The sequence below is a fragment of the Paenibacillus sp. B01 genome (genome assembly GCF_009649995.1).
Taxonomy (GTDB): Bacteria; Bacillota; Bacilli; order Paenibacillales; family Paenibacillaceae; genus Paenibacillus_O; species Paenibacillus_O pasadenensis.
The window spans coordinates 1,535,684-1,561,240 of the sequence record NZ_CP045802.1; the positions used below are offsets into that span (position 1 = coordinate 1,535,684).

Sequence of the window (25,557 nt, forward strand, 5' to 3'; positions counted from 1 at the left end):
ATGAATCTCATCGAGACAAAGCTTCCCGGAGTCCTGATTGTAGAGACCGACGTGTTCGGCGACAATCGGGGCTTTTTCACGGAGAGCTACAATGAGCAGAAATTCCGGGAAGCCGGAATCGAGCATGCTTTCATCCAAGACAATCATTCCCTGTCTCAGGAAGCCGGCACGCTGCGCGGCCTGCACTATCAGCTCGCTCCCAAGGCACAGACCAAGCTGGTCCGATGCGTAAGCGGAGCTATCTATGATGTGGTCGTTGATCTGCGTCGGCAGTCGCCGACGTTCGGCCAGTGGCAAGGCTTCATCTTGAGCGAGTCGAACAAGCGCCAGCTGCTCGTGCCGAAGGGCTTCGCCCATGGCTTCTGCACGCTCGCAGCCCATACACAGGTCATGTACAAGGTGGATGAATACTACTCCAAAGAGCATGACCGCGGCATCCGCTGGGATGATCCTGAGCTTGGCATTGACTGGCCGACACAGCGTGTGGTCCTGTCCGACAAGGATCGGCAGCATCCCGGCCTGCAGGAAGCGGAACATCATTTTTGACCCCAAGGAGATGTAGAGAGATGAACCTACTGGTAACGGGTGGCGCCGGCTTCATCGGCAGCAACTTTATTCGGCATATGAAGGAAGAGCATCCGGAGTACACGATTGTGAACCTCGACAAGCTCACCTACGCGGGGAATCTGGATAATCTGAAGGATTTGGAGAACGACAGCGGCTATCACTTCGTCAAAGGCGACATCTGCAACGAGGCGCTGGTTCGCCACCTCCTCCGCAACCACGCGATCGACGCGATCATCAACTTCGCCGCTGAGTCCCATGTGGATCGCAGCATCAGCGATCCCGGCATTTTCGTCACGACGAATATCTCGGGCACGCAGGTGCTGCTGGAGGCTGCCCGAGCCTACGGCATTCAGAAATACATCCAGATTTCGACGGATGAGGTATATGGGTCTCTTGGGGCGACGGGCTACTTCACCGAAGAGACTCCGCTTGCTCCGAACAGTCCGTATTCCTCCAGCAAGGCCGGAGCTGACCTGCTCGTTCGCGCCTACCATGAAACCTACGGCATGAACGTGAACATCACCCGCTGCTCGAACAACTACGGCCCTTACCATTTCCCGGAGAAGCTGATCCCGCTCATGATTACGCATGCGCTGGATGAACAGCCGCTCCCGGTCTATGGCGACGGGCTGAACGTGCGCGACTGGCTGCATGTGCGCGATCATGCGGCGGCGATCGATCTGGTGCTCCATCAAGGCAAACCCGGCGAAGTCTACAACATCGGCGGGCATAACGAGCGGACCAATATCCAGATTGTCGAGCTGATCCTGGAGCGTCTCGGCAAATCCAAGGAGCTGATCCGCTATGTGGAGGATCGCCTGGGACATGACCGCCGCTACGCGATCGATCCGGCCAAGCTAGAGTCCGAGCTCGGCTGGAAGCCGAAGCATACGTTCGAGACCGGCATCGTCGAGACGATCGACTGGTATCTTGGTAACGAATCCTGGTGGCGGGACATCCAATCCGGCGAGTACCGGAACGCTTATGACAACCGCTTCAGGCAGCCGGTCCATGGATAAGCGGAAGGTCATCGTAACCGGGGCAGGAGGCCAGCTCGGCCGAGATCTGGTTTTTTTGCTGAATGAAGAAGGATACGAGACGTTCGGGCTGACCCGCTCCGAACTGGACTTTTCGAAGCGGGAAGAGGTGGACCAGATCGTGTCCCTCTTGAAGCCGGACATCATCATCCATAGCGGAGCTTATACCAAAGTCGATCAAGCCGAATCGGAGCCCGACGTCGCGCACCAGGCAAACGGGAATGGCGCGGGCTACATCGCGGCAGCGGCGGAACGCATCGGCGCGAAGCTGGTCTATGTGAGCACCGATTACGTGTTCGACGGCACCGCCTCCCAGCCGATCCCCGAATCTGCCGCGACGAATCCGGTCAACGTCTACGGAGCTTCCAAGCTGAATGGCGAGGAGAAGTCACAGGCTCATTCCAGCCGCTGCTTCATTGTCCGGACCTCTTGGGTGTATGGACTTCATGGAGCCAACTTCGTCAAAACGATGCTCAATCTTGCTCGTCAGGGCAAGCCGCTCTCGGTCGTGGACGACCAAGTCGGCAGCCCGACGTTTACTCGGGATCTGGCCGCTTGCATCCTGCAGTTGGTCGAGACGGAGAGATACGGCATCTATCATGTCGCGAACTCAGGCGTCTGCTCGTGGCATGAATTCGCGCAAGCGATCTTCGAGGAAGCAGGGCTGAAGGTTGAGCTTAAGCCGGTGTCCAGCGAGCAGTTCATCCGTCCGGCTCGGCGCCCGGCTTATTCGGTGCTTGAGCAGCGAGCGCTTAGAGAGAATGGATTTCCTGGCATGCGGCATTGGAGGGAAGGCCTGAAGGAATTTGTACGACTGGAATCCGAGGAGGTTGACCATGAAAACTATATTGCTATCCGGGGGCTCCGGTAAGCGCCTCTGGCCGCTGTCCAACGATCTCCGGTCGAAGCAATTCCTGCCGCTGCTGAAGAGGGAGGACGGAGCGGCCGAGTCGATGGTCCAGCGAGTATGGCGGCAGCTGGAGCAAGCGGGACTGGCAAACGGCAGCTACATCGCGACCAGCCGCTCGCAGGTCGAGGTGCTGCAAAGCCAGCTCGGGCATGAGGTGCCGATCATCGTGGAGCCGGAACGAAGAGACACCTTCCCGGCGATCGCGCTCGCGGCGACTTATCTGTACTCGATTGCCGGAGTGCCCCTGGATGAGATCATCGCAATCATGCCGGTCGATCCGTATGTGGACGACGCCTTCTTCGATGTCGTCAAGTCGCTGGAGCCAGCGGTGGCCGCGTCGGATGCCGAGCTGGCGCTGATCGGAGTCGTGCCGGATCATCCATCGGAAAGCTTCGGTTATATCGTCCCGACCGCCGCCCCCATGCCGCTCGGCCTTAGACAAGTGAATAGCTTCAAGGAAAAACCCCGAAGGGAAGAAGCGCTGGCTCTCATGGAGCTGGGGGCGCTTTGGAACTGCGGGGTTTTTGCGTTCCGGCTGGATCTCATGATCAACCTGCTCATCTCGATGAACCTGCCGATCCAGTACGACGAGATGGTGAAGCAGTACCGCAGGCTGCCCAAGAACAGCTTCGACTATGAGGTCGTGGAGAACTTGAAGCGGCTGGTGGTCACGCCGTACAGCGGCGTGTGGCGCGATCTCGGCACATGGAACATGCTGACGGGCGAGATGACGGAGACGGTCGTCGGCAAAGGCATCGTCACCGAGGACTGCCGCGATACGCATCTGATCAACGAGCTGGACATCCCGATTACGGTGATGGGCGTGTCGGGCCTCGTCGTCGCGGCCAGCCCCGACGGCATCCTTGTCTCGGAGAAGGCGGCCAGCTCCCGCATCAAGGACGTGAACGGCAGCCTCGAGCAGCGCCCGATGTTCGAGGAGCGCCGCTGGGGCTCGTACAAGGTCGTCGACTATGTGAAGTACGACGACGGGCGGGAGGTGCTGACGAAGCGGATCCGCATCGCGGCCGGCAAGAACCTCAGCTATCAGTACCATCAGCGGCGCAGCGAGGTATGGACGGTGACGTCCGGAGAAGGCGAGCTGATCCTGGACGGCAAGCAGCAGCGGCTGCTGCCGGGCGATGTCGTGCTCGTGCCGGCCGGCATGCTGCACAGCGTCCGCGCCGTCCGCGAGCTGGAGATCATCGAGGTGCAGAGCGGCTCGGAGCTGGTGGAGGAAGACATCGTGCGGCTCTGCCTGCACTGGGAAGACATTATGAGCTACGTGCAGCCTATCGGATAAGGAGCGGATAGAGAGATGAAACTTGCTGTGATCGGGACCGGCTATGTCGGTCTGGTGTCGGGAGTATGCTTCGCCGAGCTGGGCAACGACGTGATCTGCGTCGACAAGCTCGAGGACAAGATCGCCAAGCTGCAGGCGGGAGAGGTGCCGATCTACGAGCCGGGCCTGAAGGAGCTGATCGCCTCCAACGCGGCGGCGGGACGGCTTCGCTTCACGACGGACCTGCCGTCGGCGGTGAGGGCGGCGGATATCGTCATCCTGGCTGTTGGCACGCCGTCGCTGCCGAGCGGCGAAGCCAATCTGAGCTACATCAAGCAGGCGGCCAAGGAGATCGGCGAGTCGCTCGACGGCTACAAGATCATCGTGACGAAAAGCACGGTGCCGGTCGGCACAAACGAGAAGGTCGGCGCGATCGTCTCGGAGCATACGATCCATTCCTTCGACATCGCGTCGGTGCCGGAGTTCCTGCGCGAGGGCTCGGCGATCGCCGACACGCTGAATCCGGACCGGATCGTGATCGGGACGGACAGCGGCATCGCGCGGGAGCGGCTGAGCGCCCTGCACCGTCCGCTGACGGACAACATCCTGCTGACGGACATCCGCAGCGCGGAGATGATCAAGTACGCCTCCAACGCGTTCCTCGCGACGAAGATCAGCTTCATCAACGAGATCGCCAACATCTGCGAGAAGGTCGGCGCGGACGTGACCCGCGTCGCCGAGGGCATGGGACATGACCGGCGCATCGGCTCGTCGTTCCTCAAGGCCGGCATCGGCTACGGCGGCTCCTGCTTCCCCAAGGATACGGAGGCGCTCATCCAGATCGCGGGCCATGTGGACTATGAGTTCAAGCTGCTCAAGTCGGTCGTCGAGGTGAACCGCGATCAGCGGTTCGGCGTCATCCGCAAGCTGGAGGCGACGCTCGGCGAGCTCGCCGACAAGACGGTCGCCGTCTGGGGCCTCGCGTTCAAGCCGGAGACGGACGACGTGCGGGACGCGCCGGCGTTCGAGATCATCCAGACGCTGGTCGACTCCGGCGTCCGGGTGCGCGCCTACGATCCGGTGGCGCAGGACAACTTCAGCCGTCAGCTCGATCATCCTCGCGTGGACTACTGCGCCAGCGCGGAGGAGGCGGCGGCAGGAGCGGACGCCCTCTGCCTGCTGACGGAGTGGAAGGAGTTCCGCGAGTTCCCGCTCGCCCGGCTCGAGACGCTGCTGCGCCGTCCCGTGCTGATCGACGGCCGCAACCAGTTCACGGAGGAGGAGCTCGCCGGCACGTCGTTCGTTTATTACTCGGTCGGCCGTCCCAATCTGAGCAAGGGCGTCCGCGAGCAGAGCCCCGCTCTGCAATTTTAGCAAGAGGCGGCTGGCCGCCGGAAAGGAGGCGAGGATTCCATTGAAGCCGAGCGAATCGATGCAGCTGCTGGACCGGATCTATGAGCGATCCGAGAACGAGCCTTGGGAGGAGGAGAGCTGGAGGCGGGCTTGGGCGGATATCCGCGACTCCTTTACCGGCAGCCAGTTCTACCATCTCCTTCAGGAAAGGGGCTTGCTCCAGGAAGCTCCCGCCTGGCTGCAGGCCGAGCTGAAGGCGGAGTCCGAGCGCATCCTGTTCCAAAACATGCTGATCCGCGCCGAGCAGAAGAAGCTGTTCCGCGCGTTCGAGCAGGAGGGCATCCCGCTCGTCCCGCTCAAGGGCATCCGCATGGCGGAGCGCTTCTTCGGCCACTTCGCGGCGAGGCCGACGACGGATCTCGACGTGCTCGTCCGTCCCGAGGATCTGCAGCGCGCGTCGGCGCTGCTTCGGCGGCTCGGGTTCGAGGACGGCGAGCAGCTGGACGACGATCATTTCCACCTGCTGTTCAACAAGTTCTACGACAACCCGATGTTCCCGTTCCTGGCCGTCGAGCTGCACTGGAGCCTCCTCCGCTCGCACGGGCATGAGACGGACGTGGAGGCGCTGTGGAGCCGCACGGCTCCGCTGGACGGCAGCCCGTGCCTGCGCGAGCTGAACGACGAGGACACGCTCTACCACGTCTGCCTGCATGCGTTCAACCATCATATGTCGTCGCTGAAGTACATCGTGGACATCGCGCAGGTGATCGACCGGACCTGGGATACGGTGTCCTACGAGTCGCTGCTCGCCAGGGCCCGGCGAGACGGCAATCTGGCGAAGCTGACGGCGGTGCTGTCGCTCGTTTACCGCCTCTGCCCGTCGCTGCAGTGGGTGAAGCCGCTCGATCGCCGGCGCCGCTGGCCGTTCTGGAGCGAGCGCCTCCTGCGCGAGGCCGGGCTCGGCATCAAAAGCCGGCGGTACTATCTGTTCCGCTTCGCCTCGATCTTCGTCACGTACGACAAGCCGTCCGCGATGCTCCGCCATATCCAGTATCTGTTCCTGCCGCCCGCGGATTACGCGCGCTCCCAGTTCCGGGAGGATAAGGGCGGCTCTTTGCTGTCCCTGTACACCCGAATCTACCGGCTGCGGCTGAAGCATCTGCTCAGCAGAAGGCCGCGCGCCGGCGCGAAGGAGCTTGACACCCCATGAGCCTGATTCAGAAACGGGCGCTGATCGCCGTCCTGTCCATCCTGCTGGTGGCGGCGCTGTCGGTCGGCGGCTTCGCCTGGTATTTCTACAGCTCGATCAAAGGCACGGCCCACAAGGTCTACGAGCCGACGCAGCGGCCGGTCTACGTGAGCAAGGATCCTGCCGTCGAGGAAGAAGCGGTGCCGTCCGACAACCTGCCGTTCACGGTGCTCGTAATGGGCGTGGACGAGCGGCTGAACGACGTCGGACGCACCGACACGCTGATGCTGCTCGCGGTCAATCCGCAGAAGAGCGACGTGCTCATGCTCAGCATTCCGCGCGATACGCGCACGACGATCATCGGCCGCGATACGGAGGACAAGATCAACCACGCGTATGCCTTCGGCGGCGTGAACATGGCCGTGCAGACGGTGGAGAGCTTCCTCGACTATCCGGTGGACTACTACGTGAAGGTCAACATGGAAGGCTTCGAGAAGATCGTCGACCTGCTCGGCGGCGTCGAGGTGGACAATTCGTTCGCCTTTACGATCGACGGCCAGACGTACGAGAAAGGCAAGCTGAAGCTGACCGGTGAGCAGGCGCTGCTGTACTCGCGCATGCGCTACGACGATCCGCGGGGCGACTTCGGCCGGCAGAACCGCCAGCGCGACATCATCCAGCAGGTGATGAAAAACGCGCTCACGATCAGCAGCCTGACCAAGGCGAGCGGCATGCTCGAGCAGATCGGCAGCAACGTGAAGACGGACATCTCGTTCGACACGATGAAGGACCTGCTGGTGAACTATCGGCCGAAGATCGAGAAGATCACGCAAAAAGAGGTCAGCGGCCAAGGCACGCGCATCGGCGGCATCTACTACTATATCGTTGATCGGGCGGAGCGGGATCGGCTCCACGCGATGATCAAGGAGCATCAGCAGCAAAGCAAGCCCGTGCTCCATTGACGGGCGGATCGCCCGAACCGGGCATGAAGGAGAGAGCGCCGCATGGCAAGCAAAAGCGTGGACGGGACCGCGAGCGGCTCCCGGAACCGGCCTGCGGCCGGACGCGGCACGGCGGCGGAATCGGCAGGCCGGATCGGAGCGGCTCCCGGCTCCGGACGCGGGACCGTGGCGGCAGGACGGCGTCCCGCCGCTCCGCCAAGCGCGGCGATGCCGCCTCGCCGGAGCCGGACAAGAGCCCTTTTGTGGGGCTGCCTGCTGTCGTGGCTGCTGCTGATTTTCGTTTTTTCCAGCCAGTCGTATCAGACCCAGTCGATCAAGCCTGCGCTGGAGCGCAAGCTGGATGCGGAGACGGCGCAGAAGTGGCTGCCTCCGATGTCGTTCCATTACAACGGGCAGCTGTACATGCCCTCGTTCAACCCGTATGACGTAATCGAGTTCCTGTTCCGCAAAGCGGCCCATCTGTTCGTCTATGCCGTGCTGGCGGCTCTGGCCTGGGCGCTCGCCCGGCTGTACCGCGTGACGCCCGGCTTGTCGGCGTTCATCGCGCTGTCGCTGACGGCGCTGATCGCATGCCTGGACGAGTACAACCAGCAATTTTCCCTATCGCGTACCCCCAACCCCGAGGACGTGCTGATCGATTGGATCGGCGGCTGCCTCGGGGTGGTGCTTCTATACCTGGTCTCGAAGGCGTTCCGCAGGTCTAACCGCTCGTCCCGGCTCATATCCTAAGGCACGTTATGGGACGAGGAGGGAGCGGATGTTCCGGAGAAAGAGAAGGCTGCCGATTGGCGGACTGCTGCTTGCGGCTTGCTTGGCCGCGCTGCTGTGGCTGACGGTGCGCTCTGCTGCGGGATGGCTCGGAGGCGGCGTCGATTCGGGGGGCGCCCGCGAAGTCGTGTCGGATTTCTACACGATGGAGCGGGAGGGCAACTTCGGAGGGTCCTGGGAACTGTTCCACTCTCAGATGAAGGAGCATTTCGCCAAGGACAGCTATATCCAGAAGCGAGCCCATGTGTTCATGCAGGACTTCGGCGTCGATACGTTCGGCTTCGAGCTCGGCGAGCTTGAGGAAGTCGGCGCTTGGCGGATGGGTGGGGACCAGCCTCTGCTGGAGGAGGTGTTCGCCGTGCCGGTCACGATGACGTATCTCAGCAGCTTCGGGGCGTTCGAGATCAGGCAGGACGTATTCGTCGCGCAGGAGTCCGGTGAATGGAAGGTCCTCTGGTCATATCAAGGGGAATCCGACAAGGAATAACCTTGACATGATACAAAATGTATCGTAAATTGAAGAAAGCGAGGTGGTTTCCATGAAGGCTTACAACCCGCCCAAAGTCATCATGCACGAACAGGTCGAATTCGGCACCGTGAACATCAGCAACAATTTCTTCTATCGCTGGTGCAAGCAGTTCAACTTCCGGCCGTTCATCTGCAGGCTGTTCTTTGGTTCTGGGAGCGTAGGCGGGGGACACGGCTTCAACGAGCCTTTCTCCGGCATCAAGGGAACGCCGAAGTGACGGCCAGTCCCGGCTGAAAACGAGGTGAAGCAGCGTGATCAAGACCTATTCCGCACCTAGAGTGCTCGTCCATCAGGCGGTTGAGTTCGGCACCGTCAATATCAGCAATAATTTCTTCTATCAGTGGTGCAAGTGCTACAACTTCAAACCGTTCATCTGCCGGCTGTTCTATGGCAACATCGGCCCGAGCGGAGGAAAAGGCTTCTCGGCGCCGCTTGACCATCTGGAAGGCTGGACGCCGAAGAAGTAGCAGACTCAGCATATCCGGATGAGGTGGGTGTCGATGAAGCCGTATTGCGCTCCTGCCGTGCTCGGCCATCAGTCGGTCGAGTTCGGCACGGTCAACATCAGCAATAATTTTTTCTACAAATGGTGCAAAAGCCAGAACTTCGCGCCGTTCATCTGCCGGCTGTTCTACGGGCCGGGCGGACCGGGAGGTCCATGCGGCTGCGGAACGAAGCCGCTCGGCTACCTGGACCGCTACGACGGCGCCAAGTAGGCGCCGTTGCAGGCGGACGAGCGTGGAGGCGTGCGGAGCGATTGGAAGCGTGCAAGCCCGCCGCAAGGCGGGCGGAGCGAGGTCGAAGCGTGCAGGCTCGACGCAAGGCGAGCGGAGCGAGGTCGAAGCGTGCAAGCCCGCTGCAAGGCGGGCGGAGCGAGGTCGAAGCGTGCAGGATGGCGGGAAGCTGCCGCCGAGCAAGCGCAGGCAGACTCGAAGAGGGGAACGGGCCTATGGCCGTTCCCCTCTCTCGGGTCGGCGTTGCGGCGAATTGTCACATATGGGGTGATACAATATGTATCTATATCAAGCAAAAGTAGGCCACCATCGCATCCGGTTCGAAGTGCAGACCGAGCATCTGAAGGAATGGATCGCCGCGAGGTTCCCGGAGGATCGGGACGAGCTGGCGGCGCTGCCGGTCGGGAGCGGCGAGGCGGCAGTCGAGGCGGCTGCGGGTGAAGCGAGCGAGAGCGAAGTGGTGGCGGCGTTGGCATCGACGGAAGCGGCAGGGGCCAAGGCGGTGCTGTACATAACGGATTTTTACGGCTCGATGTACGACGAGGGTCCGGTCGAGATCGAAGCGGACGGCGACACGGTCGTGTACTCGCGCAAGGATTACCGGATGGAGACGTCGGCGGACTATTCGAGCGTGAAGCTGCAAGTATTCGACGATCTGGCTCTGAAGCATGCGCTCATCAACTGGTACAGCGCATGGCTGATCCATCGCCGCGAGGGGCTGCTCGTGCATAGCTCCTGCGTCGTGGACGGCGGCAAGGCGTGGATGTTCGTCGGGCATAGCGGAGCGGGCAAATCGACGGCGGCCGAGCTGTCGGCGCCGCGGCCGATTCTGTCGGACGAGGCGACGCTGCTGCTGCTGGATGCGGACGGCGGCGTGACGATCCACGACTCGCCGCTGCGCAGCGAGAACGAAGAGCGCGGCGAGGCCGATGCCAGTCCGCTCGGCGGCGTTCATTTTCTCGTGCAGGCGGAGGAAGTGCGGCGAGAGCCGGTGGGCAAGGTCGAGGCGCTGATCGGCCTCATGGACAAGGTGTTCTATTGGAAGCACAGCAAGCCGGAGACGGCCAAGATGATCGCGGTCTGCCGCGAGGTCGTGCAGCGCGTGCCGGCGTATGAGCTGCATTTTCAAAAAAACGATTCATTCTGGGAGGTCATCTCATGACAGTGCTGGCAAATCAGCTCCTGAAGCGGCAGGAATCGATCGAAACGGCGGAGCTCGACGGCGAATGGGTGCTGCTCGATCTGGAAAGCCACTCGATCACGAAGGTGAACGAGATGGGCGGCTACATATGGGAGCTGCTCGAGGCATGCCCGACCATCTCGCAGCTGACGGAGCGCGTCGCCTCGGAGTATGCGGCGGATCCGCTGCAGGTGCAGGCCGACGTGGAGGCGTATGTAGCGGAGCTCATCCGCGTAGGGCTGATCGTGCATGAATAGTCCGGCGGGCAACCTGGCCCCCATGGTGGCCGCCTTGATTCAAAAGCGCGGCGCCATGGAGCTGACCTCCTTCGGCATGAGCATGTATCCCTTAATCCGGGAAGGCGACGCAAGCCGCTTCGTGCGCGTCCGCGCGCGGGACCTGGAGGTAGGGGATGTATGCTTGTTCGTAAGCGGCAGCGGCATCCTGACCGGGCATCGCCTGGTCGAGATCCGCGGCGAGGGCGCCGGCCGTCAGTACGTGTTCCGCGGGGACACGAGTTATGTCGCCGACGACCCGGTCGGCCCCGAGGCGATCCTCGGCCTCTGGACCGGCGTCCGCCGAGCTCGGCGCGGCGGAGGAGCGGGCGTGGCGAGGATCGCGGCAGCTGGGGCTGGCGCGGCGAAGGAGGCGGCGGCCGATGCCGCTGGCGCAAGGGCCGCGGAGGGAGCGGGAGCTGCGGTTGGGGCTGGTACGGCGAGATCCGCAGAGTCGGAGGCCGATGCGGATGACGCAAGGGCCGCGAAGGGAGCGGTAGCCGCGGTTGGGGCTGGTGCGGCGAGATCCGCGGAATCGGAGGCCTATGCGGATGGCGCAAGGGCCGCGAAGGGAGCGGTAGCCGCGGTTGGGGCGGCAGGAGCGGCGCCATCAGGCACGGGCAGCCGTGCCGCTGAATTCGGCGGCAAGTGGATCACGCCGAAGCATTGGCAGGCGCGGCTGCTGCGCTGGCTCGTGCTGCACTATCCGTTGACGCGCAAATTTACGCGCAAGCTCGGCACCTGGAGCATGTCCCGCAAGCCGATGTACCGCGCGGCTTCGCGTTGACGAAGACAGCGCGCCGATGCGCGGACGGGACGAGCGAATAGGCTCGAACGAGAGTCCAAGCGCCCAAGTTGCTCGGAAGACCCGGGTTAGTCTGCTCGAACAGATGCCCCAGCGTCGGAGTTGCGCGGAGAAACCGAGTAACTTGGCTCGAACAGGAGCCCCAGCGTCGGAGTTACGCGGAGAAACCGAGTAACTCGGCTCGAACAGGGGCCTCAGCGCCGGAGTTGCGCGGAAAACCCGAGTAACTCGGCTCGAACAGATGCGGCAGCGACGGAGTTGCGCGGAGAAACCGAGTAACTCGGCTCGAACAGGAGCCTCAGTGTCGGAGTTGCGCGGAGAAACCGAGTAACTCGGCACGAACAGATGCCCCAGCGTCGGAGTTACTCGGAAAACCCGAGTAACTCGGCTCGAACAGATGCGCCAGCGTCGGAGTTGCGCGGAGAAACCGAGTAACTCGGCTCGAATAGGGGCGTCCCAGGAGGCATTAAGTCGAAGAAATCGAGTTAGTAGGGTTCGAGTTGGGCATCCAGCAGGTATTAACTCGAAAAAATCGAGCTAATGTGCTCTAACGCGGGCTCCCGAAGGGCATTAAGTCGAAAAAATCGGGTTGCAGGAGCCCGGAGGAGCGAGTCACAGGCTGTAACCCGAAAAAATCGGGTTGCAGGAGTGCGGAGGAGCGAATCGGGGGCTGCAACCCGAAAATGTCGGGTTGCAGGAGCCCGGAGGATCGAGTCAGAGGCTGCAACCCGAAAATGTCGGGTTACAGGAGCCCGGAGGAGCGAATCGGAGGCTGTAACCCGAAAAAATCGGGTTGCAGGAGCCCGGAGGCGCGAATCGGGGGCTGCAACCCGAAAATGTCGGGTTGCAGGTCTGAACGCGAGGTATCGTGGCATCAGCGAGGCGATAGCGGAGGAATGCTAGCCGCTGGGCAGAGCAAGGAGCAAGCGAAGTAGCGTGGCGGTGATGAGAGGGGGCGTGCAGTGCCAGCGGAGCGACGGTCTGACTAGCACGGAACGCTAGCAAGCAGCGCTAGCACGCAACGCTAGCAAGCAGCGCTAGCAAGCAACGCTAGCAAGCAACGCTAGCACGGAGCGCTAGCAAGCAGCGCTAGCACCAACACTAGCGACTTAGGACAGCAAGGAGGCGGAGGGCATGGCGTACGGCAAGGCAGGCAGAGGCGGCGGCAGACGTAAGGCGGTCGAGCCGACGGATGGTGAGCGAACGGGAGGCGATGGAGCGGCTGCGGCGCTGAGGCAGCGGCTGGCCGATGGCTGGCTGCGGCTTGGCGCGGACATCAACGAAGCGCGGCAGTTCCAGCGCTATGAGCTCGTGTTCACCGACCGCGAAGCGGCGGTGATCGACGAGCAGGGCCGTCTGCAGCGGCGCTTCCCGAAAGGCACGATCGACGAGATCGAGCTGCGGGAAGGCGTCGCAGGAGGCGCGCTCGTCCTGCTGACACGCGACGGCATGCGCGAGGGGGCGCGCTTCACGCTTCCGCATCTGGAAGCGTACCGCATCGCCATGCCGCGCATCGCCGCATGGCTCGAGGAGCCGCTCCCGGTTCCCGGGGGAGCGGCTCCGCAGCCTCCCGCGCCGGGCAGCGACGCTGCCGGCGCGAGCCCCTCCGCGCCCTCCGGGCGCGAGCCCCACGCCGCGCCGCAAGCCGGCGCGCCCCAAAAGCTCCCGCCGCGCGTGCGCAGAGGCGCGGCGCAAGCCGCCGCCCCGCGCGGCGCAGCCGTCTCGGCCGAGCCGCAGGGCGCGGCCGAGCCCTCCCGCGCTTGCCGCGTCTGCGGCAAGCGCCTTTGGCACCGGCGCACCAAGTGCCTCCGCTGCAGCAACAAATACCTCATGGTCCGCCGCATCCTGGCGTACGCTCAGCCGCATCGCCGGCTGATGATCGCCAGCGGCGTCCTGCTGCTCTTCAGCATCGCCTTCGAGCTCATCCCGACCTATCTGATGAAGCTGCTCATCGACAACTTCACCGAAGGCGGCAGCCGCAGCGCGCTGCTCTGGCTCATCGTCGCCATGGCGGCCGTGCATCTGATCGGCACGGGCGTCTCGATGGCCCGCAGCTTCATCGGCCTGCGCTTCGGCGGCAGGCTGATGGGCGACATCCGCAAGCATGCGTTCGACGCGATCCTGAAGCTGTCGATGAGCTATTTCGACCGCAGGCAGGTGTCGCAGTTCATCAGCCGCGTGCAGAACGACACGGAGGAGCTCAAGCAGTTCCTCACCGAAGGCTTCATCCAGTTCCTCTCGCAGGTGCTGCTCGCGGTCGGCGTGCTCGGCCTGCTGTTCTACCTCAACGCGCCGCTGACGTGGATGATCCTCATTCCGGTGCCGTTCCTGGCGCTCGGCTTCCTCTGGATCTGGCCGCGCATCCGCATCCTGTGGTACTCGCAGTGGATGAGCGTCATGAACGTCAACAACGTCATCGGCGAGTCGCTGCAGGGCATCCGCGTCATCAAGGCGTTCGCCCAGGAGCGGCGTGAAAAGCAGCGCTTCGCGCAGGCGAACGATACGCTCGTGAAGCGCATGATCTCGATGGGCAACCTGTGGATGAGCGTCTCGCCGCTGTTCTCGCTCGTCATCGCGGCGTTCGGCCTGCTCGTCTGGTACGCCGGCGGCAAGTCGGTGCTCGGCGGCGGCATGACGCTCGGATCGCTGACCGCCTATGCGTCGTATCTGGTCATGTTCTTCGGTCCGCTGCAGGCGTTCGGCGCCTCGCTCAACATGATCAACCGGGTGATGGGCTCGGCCGAGCGCATCTTCGAGCTGATGGATGCGAAGAGCGACACGCCGGACCGCCCGGATGCGGTGCAGCTCGAGAGCGCGCAGGGCGAGATCCGCTTCGAAGGCGTCCGCTACGGCTACGACAAGAGCCGCGCCGTGCTGAAGGACCTGAACCTGACGATCCGCCCCGGCGAGATGATCGGCCTCGTCGGTCCGAGCGGCGCCGGCAAGTCGACGCTCATCAATCTCGTCTGCCGGTTCTACGACCCGGATGCCGGCAGCATCCGCCTGGACGGCATCGACCTGCGGGACATCGCCCAGGAAAGCCTGCGCGCGCGCATCGGCGTCGTGCTGCAGGAGACGTTCCTGTTCGACGGTACGATCGCCCAGAACATCGCCTACGGCAGAAAGGACGCGTCGCCCGAGAGCATCATCGAAGCGGCGCGCACGGCGGGGGCGCACGGCTTCATCTGCGGCTTGCCGGAAGGCTACGAGACGCAGGTCGGGGAGCGCGGACACCGCCTCTCCGGCGGCGAAAAGCAGCGGATCGCAATCGCCCGCGCCGTGCTGCTCGATCCCGAGATCCTCATCCTCGACGAGGCGACCGCCTCGGTCGATACGGAGACGGAGCGCGCCATCCAGGAGGCTCTGGCCCGCCTGGTCAAAGGACGCACGACGATCGCCATCGCCCACCGGCTCTCGACGCTGCGCGGCGCCGACCGGCTGATCGTGCTGGAGCAGGGCCGCATCGCCGAGACCGGCACGCATGACGAGCTGTACCGCAGCAAGGGCACGTACTGGCGGCTCGTCGAGTCGCAGAAGCAGATGACCGAATCGGAGGTGGGATGATGAACGGCAACCTGGTGTTCATGAACCGCTCGAAGCCTTACGAGGTGATGCTGTACCACAGCCGCGAAGGCTATCTCAAGGCCGTGCTCGGCGGCGAGCCGATGGGCCGCGTCAAGCTCGTGCGCTGCTTTCCGTACTCGCTGCCGGATCGGCTCATCTCGGTGCGTACCGCCGATACGGGCAAGGAGCTGCTGCTGCTGCCGAGCCTGGATCAGCTCGAGGAGGAGAGCCGCATCGCGGCCGTCATGGAGCTCGAGCGGGAGTATACGATTCCGCGCATCGAGCGCATCGTCTCCATCCGCAAGAAGGGGCCGGAGTGGATCTGGTCGGTCGAGACCGACTACGGTCCGAGCATGCTGCATATGAGCATCCTGCACGAAGGCATCCACAGCCTGGCGGACGGGCGCTGGATCGTGACCGACGACGATGGACGGCGGTTCGAGCTGTCCAACCTCGACCGCATGGACCAGCGAAGCCGGGATCAGTGGGAAAAGATCGGCTGACTGGCGTCAAGGCCGACATCGGCGGTTCGATACGCGGCGGCAGCGAAATCCGGCTTTCAAGCGAAAGCCGGATTTTTTTAAAATATCGCTAAATAAAGAAGGAATTCTTCTTCTTTGGTCGAAAATGTAAGCGGATACATAACGATCCAGCGAATTTCGACAACTTTCTGCGGAATCGGGTCCTCTACTGTCTTGACGAATGAAGAGAATTGCAATAAATTAAAGAGGTGTTGATACAGATCGTAACAACCAAAACGCTCGAGGGGGCTCATGCTGCTCTCGCTTCCATACCGCGGCTTGCTTGCAGAGGAGCAGAACGACAACCCAAAGGGGGATTCATGATGAGATTCAACGATCAATTCCATTGCCTCAGCTGCGACCGTCAGCTTCCGGGCGCCGAGGCGTCGGTGCTGTTCCGGACGGGCTTTTATCGCGTCGACTACCGGCTCGGCTGCTGCAAAGCCTGCGAGGATCAGGCAGAGGGAGGCGCTGCGGCCGACCGGGACGGACAAGCCCCTGGAGCTCGCGACATCGCGCATTCGCGCTTCGCCCACTATTCGATCTCGGCTTGACGGTTGCCGGATGAATAAACGAAATCGGGATACGTTTCGTATCTGGTAAGCTCGGGTAAGGAGAAGGGGGCAAGACCATTCCAGTCTGAGGAGTGATAAGATGGACATGAAAGCGAACTGGCAGATGTTCCATTGTCTATGCTGCGGGCAGCTGCTTCGCCTCGAAGCGGCGGACAAGCTGTTCCAGACCGGATTCTATCAGGCGTCCTATCCGCTTGGCAGCTGCACGTCCTGCCGCGATGCGAAGCAAGCTTCCAGCTCCGGCCTATCGACTTCCCCTGGGGGATCCGGATCTGACCCGGGACCAAGCTCATCTCCGTCCAGCCTGCTGTACGGCTGCTCGATCCTAAGCGCCTGAGCGAGCTGGAACAACGACACACTTGCGAATCGCTTCAGGCATTCCGGCCTAGGACATGGGCGGGATGCTTTTTTTTGTCGGAAAAGACGGCCGAGGAGACTAGATTCTGCTTCAGAGCCGCGATCCGCACGGCGAGAAGCAGGAAGGAGCGGCGGATCCTTTTCTTCTTAACCGGGAAGGATCCGTTCTGAAACAGCCTTCGCCAAAAAAAAGGCTCGCTGCCGCGGATGCAGGCGCGGTTTCCAACCGGAGCGCGGATAGGCTATAATAGGCTGGATATGGATGGAAACGGAGGGAGGTCAACCATGCTGAGCCAGCCTATCGTTCAATTGAAGCAAGTGACGAAGCGGATCGGCGGCAAGACGATCATCGACAATCTGTCGCTCGAGCTTCCGCAAGGCGAAGTATTTGGATTTCTCGGTCCGAACGGTTCGGGCAAGACGACGACGATCCGCATGATGGTCGGCCTGATGCGCATGTCGGAGGGAGACATCGTGATCGGCGGCTCCAGCATCCGCACCGACTACGAAAAGGCGATCCGCCATGTCGGAGCGATCGTGGAGAATCCGGAGATGTACAAATATCTGACCGGCTACCAGAACCTGCTGCACTATGCGCGCATGGTGCCGGGCATCAGCCGCAACCGCATCGACGAGGTCATCCGCCTCGCCGGCCTGGACAAGCGCATCGAGGACAAGGTCAAGACCTACTCGCTCGGGATGAGGCAGCGGCTCGGCGTCGCTCAGGCGCTGCTGCACAAGCCTTCGCTGCTCATTCTGGACGAGCCGACAAACGGGCTCGATCCCGCGGGCATCCGCGAGCTGCGCGATTACTTGCGCCGGCTGGCGGCGGAGGAGGGAACGACCGTGTTCGTCTCCAGCCATCTCCTGTCGGAGATGGAGCTGATGTGCGATCAGGCGGCGATCATCCAGGCGGGACGGCTGATCGACGTCCGCCGCCTGCGCGGCGGCGAGGAGGCCGATGCGGCCGGCATCCGCATGCCGGTGCAGATGCTGTTCGAGGTTGACCGTCCGGACGAGGCGGCCGCGCTGATCCGGGACGCCATCCGGACGGCGGACGGAGTGCCGGCGCAGGTGCAGGTGCGGAGCGAGGCAGGGGCGATCCTGCTGGACGCCCGCCGCGCCGACGTCGCCGAGATCAACGCGCTGCTCGTGCGCGGCGGCATCCTTGTGTACGGCATCCGCTCCGCCGGCAAGACGCTGGAAGAGCAATTCCTGGAAGTGACGGGAGGGGAATCGGTTGTTTGATTTTGCAGCTCTCGTCGCGAACGAGAACATGAAGATCTACCGGCGCCCGCGGGCATGGATCATGCTCGGCCTGCTGGCGCTGCTGGCGGCGGCGATCGCGCTCATCGCCTCGGCTTCCTCCAGCTCTCCGCTGGAGATGTGGTCGATGACGAGCGTCATGCTCATGCTGCTCGTGCCGCTGGCCAACATTTTCAGCGTCATCATCGCCGCCGACAGCGTCGCCGGCGAATTCACCGGCGGCACGATCAAGCTGCTGCTGATCCGGCCGTGGACGCGCTCCAAGGTGCTTCTCTCCAAGTACGTCTCCGTGCTGATCTTCGTGATGTTCACGCTGCTGGTCGTCTATCTGTCCGTGCTGCTGATCAACTCGGCGGTGTTCGGCTACGAGCGGGGCGTCTCAGCTGAAAAGGCGTTCGGCGTCCTCGACCCGGGCCTGTCGGCATGGTCGTACTATCATCAGTACTTCCTGCTCGAGCTGATCTCCGCGGCCGTAGGCGTCACGCTCGCCTTCATGATCTCGGCGGTATTCCGCAGCAGCGCGTTGTCGATCGGACTGTCGCTGTTCCTGCTGCTCATGGGCGCGACGCTGTCGCAGCTGCTGCGGCTCGTGGACAAGCCGTGGGTGGACTACGTGCTGTTCCAGCACCTCAACCTGACGCGCTACATCGGCAGCGGCGGCGCGAGCGGAGAGCTCCATTCCGGCTCTCCGATGACGCTCGGCTTCTCGCTGGCCGTGCTCGCCGGCTACTACCTCGTCTTCATGGCGCTGTCCTGGTTCGTATTCACGAAGCGGGACGTCGCGGCCTAAGCGGCGACGGAGCCGCTTAGGCTCCGCGCAGGGCCCTGCTCCCAAGCACTGTGCATACACGACGATGCGCAGAGGGATGTAAAATGCGCCCAGACGGCGTGTGCAGGCTGCTGCGTGTGCTGATGCGCAGAGGCTTTGCATGGCTGGCGCATCTGTGAGGCCGCGCCGGCGGCTGACCGCCAGGCGTGGATGCACGCTCACGCTGGCGAGCTTGATCTTAGGCACAGCCCCACGCTCGATTTCGAGCGTGGGGCTTTTTTCGTTCGCTTGCGGTGCGCTAACGATACTGCAGGACGCTATTCGTCCTGAAAAGAGGCGATTGAAAATCGTAACGATACTGAGGAACGCTATTGGGTGCTGAAACCATGTTTTTTCGCCGTCGGAGGCTCAATAGCGCTTGTGAGTATCGCTAGAAAATGCAGAGCGTCGTTTGGAGCGGAATAGCGTCGCTGAGTATCGTTAGCTCGGTGGCTCGGTGCGAGTAGGAGCGGCCGTTCGTTGCAAGCGGCAGGGGCGGAAGGAGCGGCAACGGTGATTAAGTCGGTGTAAGCTACAGGGGCGGGGCGATCCAGTCGGTGCAGGCGGCAGGGGCGGAAGGAGCGGCGACGGCGATCCAGTCGGTGCAAGCGGCAGCCGCGATCCTTCGACAAGCCGAAGGATCGGCCCATCACGCGCATACGGTCTCCCGACCGACGCGCCTGCTCGTTCTGACCCGCTCGCACGCCAAGCGGCACGGTCCGCAGCCTCCTACAGCAGCGGAGAAAGCATATGCGCCACGACCTCCGCCGCTTTTTGCATCCGTGGGCGCTTCTCGAACTCATGCAGGGTCAGCTCGTAGCAGTCTCCAAGATCCGCCATGAAGTCCTCTTCCAGCCGCGAGATCGCCTTGGCGCTGTATACATGGGCGTTGATCTCGAAGTTGCTGAAAAAGCTCCTCATGTCCATGTTCGCCGTGCCTACCGAGGCGAGCAGCCGGTCGACGATCATGACCTTGGCGTGGATGAAGCCCTTGCGGTAGCGGTAGATGCGCACGCCCGCCATGAGCAGGTCCTCGACATAGGAGAGCGAGGAGTAGAGAACCAGCTTGGAGTCCGATCCATGCGGCAGGATGATGCGCACGTCCACGCCGCTCAGCGCCGCCGTCCGCAGGCTCATGAGCACGCTCGGATCGGGGATGAAGTAAGGCGTCGCGATGTACACCTTTTCCTTGGCCGCGCTGATGGCGGAAAAGATCCCTTCCAGGATGGCGTCGGAGCTCGTATCCGGCCCGCTGGCGACGATCTGCACCTGCTCCTCGCCGATGCAGCCGTGCTCCGGCAAGTACTCCGGCTTTTCCAGCCGCTCCCGCGCGGTGAACCACCAATCCCTCATGAAGACGAGCTGCAAGTAATAGACGGAGTCCCCGGTCAGCTTGATATGCGTATCGCGCCAGAAGCCGAGCTTGGGGTCCTTGCCGAGATATTCGTCCCCGATATTGATGCCGCCGACGAACCCGACCGTGCCGTCCACGACGACGATCTTACGATGGTTGCGGAAGTTGACGCGCTTGTCGAAAAAGGCGATCCGCGGCGTGAGGAAGCATTGCACGCAGACGCCGGCTTCCTCCAGCTCCTTGACGAACCAGCTCTTGAGCTCCAGGCTGCCGATCCCGTCGTAGATGATGCGGATCTCGACGCCTTGCTTCGCTTTGCGGAGCAGCGCTTCCTTGAAGCGGCAGCCGATCTCGTCGTCGCGCAGCGTGTAGTAGTCGAGGTGGATGTGATGCTTCGCCCCCTCGAGAGCGTCCAGGATGGAGGCGTAGGTCGCTTCGGCGTTCGTCAGCACCTCCGTCTCGTTGCAGCCGGTGATCGGGAGCATCGAGAAGCTGCCGAGCAGGTTGAACAGCCGCTCCTCATGGGCGAAGTCAGGCGCTTCCATATCCTGCGCCCGGTGGACGAGCGCGCTCTGACGCAGCGCCTTCAGCTGCACTTCGCGGGCGATGACGCCGCGGCGGCGGACGGTGCGGCGGTTCTGGAACTCTTTCGCGATAAAGTAGTACATGACGAAGCCGATGACCGGCAGCACGAACAGGATAAGCAGCCAGGCGACGGTCTTGCTCGGCTGGCGGTATTCCAGGATGAGGATGGTCATGATTTGAAAGAGGAAGACCAAGAGCGCGATCAGCAGCCAGAACATGGGGCACCTTCTTATAGGAGATGAAATAGGATCTTCTCTATAAGTATCAACGATGGACGGCGATTTCAAGCAGGAATCGGGGGTGGAGCGATACGCGGGCTTGGGCGGCAGACTCGAACATGAACCGGCCTGCCCTCGACGAGTTCTGTCATGAACGGCCTCCATCGAGAATACATACTACATAGCACGAGCCTACACTGCGGGAGGGGATGGAGCATGTTCAAGGAAAACAAGCGCTTGATGGCGGCCGACACGCTGATCGGGCAAGGCACGCGCGCAGAGGGCACGCTGTCCTGCCAGGCCAGCTTGCGCATCGAAGGGGAATACCGGGGCGACATCGAGTGCAAGGAGGATGTCATCGTCGGCGAAAGCGGAGTGGTCCGCTCCAACATATCCGCGCGCGACCTGACCATCTCCGGCAAGGTGTACGGCGATGTCGTGACGACCGGCAGGCTCACGATCCTGAGCAGCGGGCAGCTTCATGGCAGCGCGACGACGGCGTCGCTGCTCGTGCAGGACGGCGGCGTCCTCAGCGGCAGCTGCCGCATGGAGGCTCCGCGTCCGCAAGAAGCCGCGCAGCCTGCGCCGGCTCCTGCTCCGCAGGCAGCCCGCCAGGTCCAGAGCGGCGAGCCGGCTCCGCCGCGCGAGCTGCGCGAGGGCGTCGTGAAGGAGCGCCGCCAGGCGGGCTGAGCGGCGCGGCAAGCGGCGAAGGGTCCGGACACCGTCATGCGGCGGATGGCGCGAGCCTGCTGGCGAGCGTGGAAGGGGTCCGGACTGCCGTCGTGCGGCGCACGGAGGGTGCAGCTTGTTCTACAGGTTGGTAGAGAATCTTCTTGCCTATTACATCGTTTTGGGCTATTCTTTGAAAAACGCCAAGCGATGAAGCTTGTGCGTGCAATCAATGGCCTGGACGAAGCACGTCCTGTTGCTTGACCGGATCGAATCCCGATTCGTTTCCTTTCGCTCGCGAAAGGAGGCGGATCGACGACTCCATTCCGTCACGCGGCAGGGCGTTTTTTTATGGGCGATAGGGAGGCGAAAGGAATCAAGGCAAAGGAAGAACATGAATTCGAGGAGGCGCATGCGGTATGGCTGAACGGCCACCTTCGCAAGCGCAAAGGCGAACGGAGAGATCGGCTGAAACGAGGTCACGGACATGGGGAGAAGCTGTTTCTAAAGAAAGTATGGTGGCCGATGTTCGGTTCGCTCGACGAATTGCACCCTGAGTATGAAGTGAGTGACTGGCGTGGCGCGAGATGCTACCTGGACTTCGCATGGCTGAGAGGCGATCTGCGCTTCAACCTCGACGTGAAAGGATACGGCCCGCATGTGGAGCAGACGGATCGAACGAAGTATGAGCGCGAGCTTCTGCGAGAAATTCAGCTTCAAACTTATTCTTTCCGAAATGTTGCGATTCCCTACGACACGGTTGCCAGAGATCCGCAGCTGCTTCAGCAGATGATCAGGCAGCTGCTTCAATCCCTTGAGCGAAAGCCTTCCGAGACTTCCCTCAATCTGTCAACGACAGAGCTGGCTATATTGCAATTTGCTCAGACCCAACTCAAGGACGTCTCTCCAAGCCAAGTGGCAAAGGCAATTGGAATTCATCCCAGCACAGCTCGGCATTATATGAAAAAGTTAGTGGAGAAGGGAAGGTTGATCGCGCTGGGTAAATCGACTTGTGTGCGGAGATATCAGTACTTTAGAGATGAGTTTCGTTTCTAGCAGCGTAAGTGCGGGAGTCGCCCTGCCCCGCGCGCCCCAGCCCGCTACGCGCGGAAATACTGTGCGTAGCGGGAGTGCCTCGCACGCCCCAGCCCGCTACGCGCGGAAATACCGCGCGTAGCGGGAGCGCCTCGCGCGCCCCAGCCGTCTATGCGCGGAAAAACTGCGCGTAACGGGAGCGCCTCGCGCGCCCTAGCCGTCTATGCGCGGAAAAACTGCGCGTAGCGAAAGCGCCCCGCGCGCCCTAGCCCGCTACGCGCGGAAAAACTGCGCGTAGCGAAAGCGCCCCGCGCGCCCCAGCCCGCTACGCGCGGAAAAACTGCGCGTAGCGAAAGCGCCCCGCGCGCCCTAGCCCGCTACGCGCGGAAAAACTGCGCGTAGCGAAAGCGCCCCGCGCGCCCTAGCCCGCTACGCGCGGAAAAACTGCGCGTAGCGAAAGCGCCCCGCGCACCCCAGCCCGCTACGCGCGGAAAAACTGCGCGTAGCGAAAGCGCCCCGCGCACCCCAGCCCGCTACGCGCGGAAAAACTGCGCGTAGCGAAAGCGCCCCGCGCGCCCCAGCCCGCTACGCGCGGAAAAACCGCGCGTAGCGAAAGCGCCTCGCGCGCCCCAGCCCGCTACGCGCGGAAAAACCGCGCGTAACGGGAGCGCCTCGCGCGCCCTAGCCGTCTACGCGCGGAAAAACCGCGCGTAGCGAAAGCGCCTCGCACGCCCTAGCCGTCTACGCGCGGAAATACTGCGCGTAGCGAAAGCGCCCCGCGCGCCCCAGCCCGCTACGCGCGGAAAAACCGCGCGTAGCGAAAGCGCCTCGCGCGCCCCAGCCCGCTACGCGCGGAAAAACCGCGCGTAACGGGAGCGCCTCGCGCGCCCTAGCCGTCTACGCGCGGAAATACTGCGCGTAGCGGGAGCGCCTCGCACGCCCTAGCCGTCTATGCGCGGAAATACTGCGCGTAGCGGGAGCGCCTCGCACGCCCTAGCCGTCTATGCGCGGAAAAACTGCGCGTAGCGGGAGCGCCTCGCGCGCCCCAGCCGTCTACGCGCGGAAAAACCGCGCGTAGCGAAAGCGCCCCGCGCGCCCCAGCCCGCTACGCGTGGAAAAACTGCGCGTAGCGGGAGCGCCTCGCGCGCCCCAGCCCGCTACGCGCGGAAAAACCGCGCGTAGCGAAAGCGCCCCGCGCGCCCCAGCCCGCTACGCGCGGAAAAACTGCGCGTAGCGAAAGCGACCCGCGCGCCCCAGCCCGCTACGCGCGGAAAAACTGCGCGTAGCGAAAGCGCCCCGCGCACCCCAGCCCGCTACGCGCGGAAAAACTGCGCGTAGCGAAAGCGCCCCGCGCGCCCCAGCCCGCTACGCGCGGAAAAACCGCGCGTAGCGAAAGCGCCTCGCGCGCCCCAGCCCGCTACGCGCGGAAAAACCGCGCGTAACGGGAGCGCCTCGCGCGCCCTAGCCGTCTACGCGCGGAAAAACCGCGCGTAGCGAAAGCGCCTCGCACGCCCTAGCCGTCTACGCGCGGAAATACTGCGCGTAGCGAAAGCGCCCCGCGCGCCCCAGCCCGCTACGCGCGGAAAAACCGCGCGTAGCGAAAGCGCCTCGCGCGCCCCAGCCCGCTACGCGCGGAAAAACCGCGCGTAACGGGAGCGCCTCGCGCGCCCTAGCCGTCTACGCGCGGAAATACTGCGCGTAGCGGAGCGCCTCGCACGCCCTAGCCGTCTATGCGCGGAAATACTGCGCGTAGCGGGAGCGCCTCGCACGCCCTAGCCGTCTATGCGCGGAAAAACTGCGCGTAGCGGGAGCGCCTCGCGCGCCCCAGCCGTCTACGCGCGGAAAAACCGCGCGTAGCGAAAGCGCCCCGCGCGCCCCAGCCCGCTACGCGTGGAAAAACTGCGCGTAGCGGGAGCGCCTCGCGCGCCCCAGCCCGCTACGCGCGGAAAAACCGCGCGTAGCGAAAGCGCCCCGCGCGCCCCAGCCCGCTACGCGCGGAAAAACTGCGCGTAGCGAAAGCGACCCGCGCGCCCCAGCCCGCTACGCGCGGAAAAACTGCGCGTAGCGGGAGGGCTGTCCAATGCCGTCACGAGTCTACTCTCCTCACCGCCGCCGAAGAAACTCCAAAATCGGCCGCAGCCGCTGGCGGGGAGCGGCTTCGAGCAGATCGCCCTTCTCCTGCAGCCGCTCCGCGATATTGAGCAGATGAAAGTCGGCGATCTGCGCGCCGGCGCGGATCTCGTCCCAGCCGAGCGGCGTCGACACGGTCGCGCCCGGCTTGGCGCGCGGCGTGTACGGAGCGGCGATCGTCTTGCCTTGATAATGCTGCAAGTAATCGAAGTAGATGCGGTCGCCGCGATGCTTCTTGAGCCGCTCGACGGTGAACAGGTCCGGCCGCTTCTGCGTCATATACTCGCCGACGAATTGCCCGATCGAGCGCAGCTCGTCGAAGGAGAGCCGGTCCGCCAGCGGCACGATGAGCTGCACGCCGGTCGCTCCGCTCGTCTTGGCCAGCGACTCGATGCCGAGCGCGGCGAGCTGCTCGCCGACGAGCAGGGCCGCCTCCATGATGCGTGGCTCCTCCTCCTGCGATGGATCAAGGTCGATCACCCATTCCAGCGGATGGACCGGATCGTCCGCGAGGTCGAACGAAGCGTGGAATTCCAGGCAGGCCAGATTGCCGAGCCAAAGCAGCGTCGGCAGCTTGTCCAGCACGACGTAGTCGATTCCGCCGCTGACGCGCGTGGCGACGAATTCCGGCCGGGGCTCCGGACAATTTTTTTGGTAAAAAAACTTGTCGTGGATGCCATGCGGATAGCGGATCGTCGTCAGATGCCGGTCGCGGCAGTGGCGGATCAAATAAGGAGAAAGCTGGATCAGCTTCTCCAGGAACGTCAGCTTCGTCACGCCTGCCTCCGGCCAGAGCGGCTTGGACGGATTCGTGATCGAGAGCGTGACTCCCTCGACGGTGATTTCTCCTATTTCCGGCTTGACCGCCATGCTTGCAACTCCTCCTT

General features: G+C 63.1%; 25 protein-coding genes. 23 read left to right on the forward strand and 2 right to left on the reverse strand.

Annotation, left to right across the window (positions count from 1 at the left end):
* The 21 genes from rfbC to GE073_RS06680 all read left to right on the forward strand — a co-directional run bounded on the left by rfbC (position 1) and on the right by GE073_RS06680 (position 18,661).
* On the forward strand, positions 1 to 546 hold the full coding sequence (rfbC, locus tag GE073_RS06580; RefSeq protein ID WP_153783102.1) for a dTDP-4-dehydrorhamnose 3,5-epimerase: 546 nt from the start codon (positions 1 to 3) through the stop codon (positions 544 to 546).
* A gap of 20 nt (positions 547 to 566) precedes the next feature.
* A complete protein-coding gene (rfbB, locus tag GE073_RS06585) occupies positions 567 to 1,586 on the forward strand; it encodes a dTDP-glucose 4,6-dehydratase (RefSeq protein WP_153783103.1) in 1,020 nt (339 codons plus the stop codon).
* A complete protein-coding gene (gene rfbD, locus GE073_RS06590; RefSeq protein WP_153783104.1) occupies positions 1,579 to 2,475 on the forward strand; it encodes a dTDP-4-dehydrorhamnose reductase in 897 nt (298 codons plus the stop codon). The genes rfbB and rfbD overlap by 8 nt, the downstream gene beginning before the upstream one ends.
* On the forward strand, positions 2,441 to 3,814 hold the full coding sequence (locus tag GE073_RS06595; RefSeq protein WP_153783105.1) for a sugar phosphate nucleotidyltransferase: 1,374 nt from the start codon (positions 2,441 to 2,443) through the stop codon (positions 3,812 to 3,814). Before rfbD ends, GE073_RS06595 begins: the two co-directional genes overlap by 35 nt.
* Before the next feature lie 15 nt (positions 3,815 to 3,829).
* On the forward strand, positions 3,830 to 5,167 hold the full coding sequence (locus GE073_RS06600; protein WP_153783106.1) for a UDP-glucose dehydrogenase family protein: 1,338 nt from the start codon (positions 3,830 to 3,832) through the stop codon (positions 5,165 to 5,167).
* Between the two features lie 40 nt (positions 5,168 to 5,207).
* Positions 5,208 to 6,356, forward strand: a complete 1,149-nt coding sequence (locus GE073_RS06605) for a nucleotidyltransferase domain-containing protein (protein WP_153783107.1) — start codon at positions 5,208 to 5,210, stop codon at positions 6,354 to 6,356.
* Positions 6,353 to 7,297 (forward strand): LCP family glycopolymer transferase, encoded by a 945-nt coding sequence (locus tag GE073_RS06610; RefSeq protein WP_153783108.1) that lies wholly within the window; start codon positions 6,353 to 6,355, stop codon positions 7,295 to 7,297. The genes GE073_RS06605 and GE073_RS06610 overlap by 4 nt, the downstream gene beginning before the upstream one ends.
* Before the next feature lie 42 nt (positions 7,298 to 7,339).
* Positions 7,340 to 8,026 (forward strand): VanZ family protein, encoded by a 687-nt coding sequence (locus GE073_RS06615; RefSeq protein ID WP_153783109.1) that lies wholly within the window; start codon positions 7,340 to 7,342, stop codon positions 8,024 to 8,026.
* Positions 8,027 to 8,054: 28 nt separating this feature from the next.
* The gene (locus GE073_RS06620) at positions 8,055 to 8,552 is read left to right on the forward strand and encodes a hypothetical protein (protein ID WP_101808726.1); all 498 of its coding nucleotides are present in this window, start codon (positions 8,055 to 8,057) and stop codon (positions 8,550 to 8,552) included.
* A 52-nt stretch (positions 8,553 to 8,604) separates the two neighbouring features.
* Positions 8,605 to 8,811: a hypothetical protein gene (locus GE073_RS06625; protein ID WP_028600461.1), complete on the forward strand. Its 207-nt coding sequence runs from the start codon at positions 8,605 to 8,607 to the stop codon at positions 8,809 to 8,811.
* A gap of 34 nt (positions 8,812 to 8,845) precedes the next feature.
* Positions 8,846 to 9,061, forward strand: coding sequence for a hypothetical protein (locus GE073_RS06630; RefSeq protein ID WP_153783110.1), 216 nt, complete (start codon positions 8,846 to 8,848; stop codon positions 9,059 to 9,061).
* Positions 9,062 to 9,094: 33 nt separating this feature from the next.
* A complete protein-coding gene (locus GE073_RS06635; protein ID WP_028600463.1) occupies positions 9,095 to 9,310 on the forward strand; it encodes a hypothetical protein in 216 nt (71 codons plus the stop codon).
* A gap of 295 nt (positions 9,311 to 9,605) precedes the next feature.
* Positions 9,606 to 10,490: a hypothetical protein gene (locus tag GE073_RS06640; protein ID WP_153783111.1), complete on the forward strand. Its 885-nt coding sequence runs from the start codon at positions 9,606 to 9,608 to the stop codon at positions 10,488 to 10,490.
* Complete coding sequence (locus GE073_RS06645) at positions 10,487 to 10,765, forward strand: PqqD family protein (RefSeq protein WP_028600625.1); 279 nt, start codon at positions 10,487 to 10,489, stop codon at positions 10,763 to 10,765. The genes GE073_RS06640 and GE073_RS06645 overlap by 4 nt, the downstream gene beginning before the upstream one ends.
* On the forward strand, positions 10,758 to 11,570 hold the full coding sequence (locus tag GE073_RS06650) for a S24/S26 family peptidase (protein WP_101808730.1): 813 nt from the start codon (positions 10,758 to 10,760) through the stop codon (positions 11,568 to 11,570). Before GE073_RS06645 ends, GE073_RS06650 begins: the two co-directional genes overlap by 8 nt.
* A 1,152-nt stretch (positions 11,571 to 12,722) precedes the next feature.
* Entirely contained in the window at positions 12,723 to 15,152 is a 2,430-nt protein-coding gene (locus tag GE073_RS06655) for an ABC transporter ATP-binding protein (protein WP_228551330.1), read from the forward strand.
* The gene (locus GE073_RS06660; protein ID WP_052333631.1) at positions 15,152 to 15,655 is read left to right on the forward strand and encodes a DUF1854 domain-containing protein; all 504 of its coding nucleotides are present in this window, start codon (positions 15,152 to 15,154) and stop codon (positions 15,653 to 15,655) included. Before GE073_RS06655 ends, GE073_RS06660 begins: the two co-directional genes overlap by 1 nt.
* Before the next feature lie 338 nt (positions 15,656 to 15,993).
* On the forward strand, positions 15,994 to 16,227 hold the full coding sequence (locus GE073_RS25345) for a hypothetical protein (protein WP_127464560.1): 234 nt from the start codon (positions 15,994 to 15,996) through the stop codon (positions 16,225 to 16,227).
* A gap of 100 nt (positions 16,228 to 16,327) precedes the next feature.
* On the forward strand, positions 16,328 to 16,585 hold the full coding sequence (locus GE073_RS06670) for a hypothetical protein (RefSeq protein WP_153783112.1): 258 nt from the start codon (positions 16,328 to 16,330) through the stop codon (positions 16,583 to 16,585).
* A gap of 305 nt (positions 16,586 to 16,890) precedes the next feature.
* The gene (locus tag GE073_RS06675; RefSeq protein ID WP_043112008.1) at positions 16,891 to 17,853 is read left to right on the forward strand and encodes an ABC transporter ATP-binding protein; all 963 of its coding nucleotides are present in this window, start codon (positions 16,891 to 16,893) and stop codon (positions 17,851 to 17,853) included.
* Entirely contained in the window at positions 17,846 to 18,661 is an 816-nt protein-coding gene (locus GE073_RS06680; RefSeq protein ID WP_153783113.1) for an ABC transporter permease, read from the forward strand. The genes GE073_RS06675 and GE073_RS06680 overlap by 8 nt, the downstream gene beginning before the upstream one ends.
* Positions 18,662 to 19,408: 747 nt before the next feature.
* Here GE073_RS06680 and cls read toward each other — a convergent pair.
* A complete protein-coding gene (gene cls / locus GE073_RS06685) occupies positions 19,409 to 20,836 on the reverse strand; it encodes a cardiolipin synthase (protein WP_153783114.1) in 1,428 nt (475 codons plus the stop codon).
* A gap of 216 nt (positions 20,837 to 21,052) precedes the next feature.
* On the opposite strand from cls, the gene GE073_RS06690 reads away from it, so the two are divergent.
* Entirely contained in the window at positions 21,053 to 21,526 is a 474-nt protein-coding gene (locus GE073_RS06690) for a bactofilin family protein (protein WP_028600608.1), read from the forward strand.
* A 330-nt stretch (positions 21,527 to 21,856) separates the two neighbouring features.
* Positions 21,857 to 22,561 (forward strand): Fic family protein, encoded by a 705-nt coding sequence (locus GE073_RS06695; RefSeq protein WP_146000514.1) that lies wholly within the window; start codon positions 21,857 to 21,859, stop codon positions 22,559 to 22,561.
* A 2,082-nt stretch (positions 22,562 to 24,643) separates the two neighbouring features.
* On the opposite strand, the gene ligD is transcribed toward GE073_RS06695, so the two are convergent.
* Entirely contained in the window at positions 24,644 to 25,540 is an 897-nt protein-coding gene (gene ligD, locus GE073_RS06700) for a non-homologous end-joining DNA ligase (RefSeq protein ID WP_028600606.1), read from the reverse strand.
* Positions 25,541 to 25,557 lie beyond the last annotated feature (17 nt).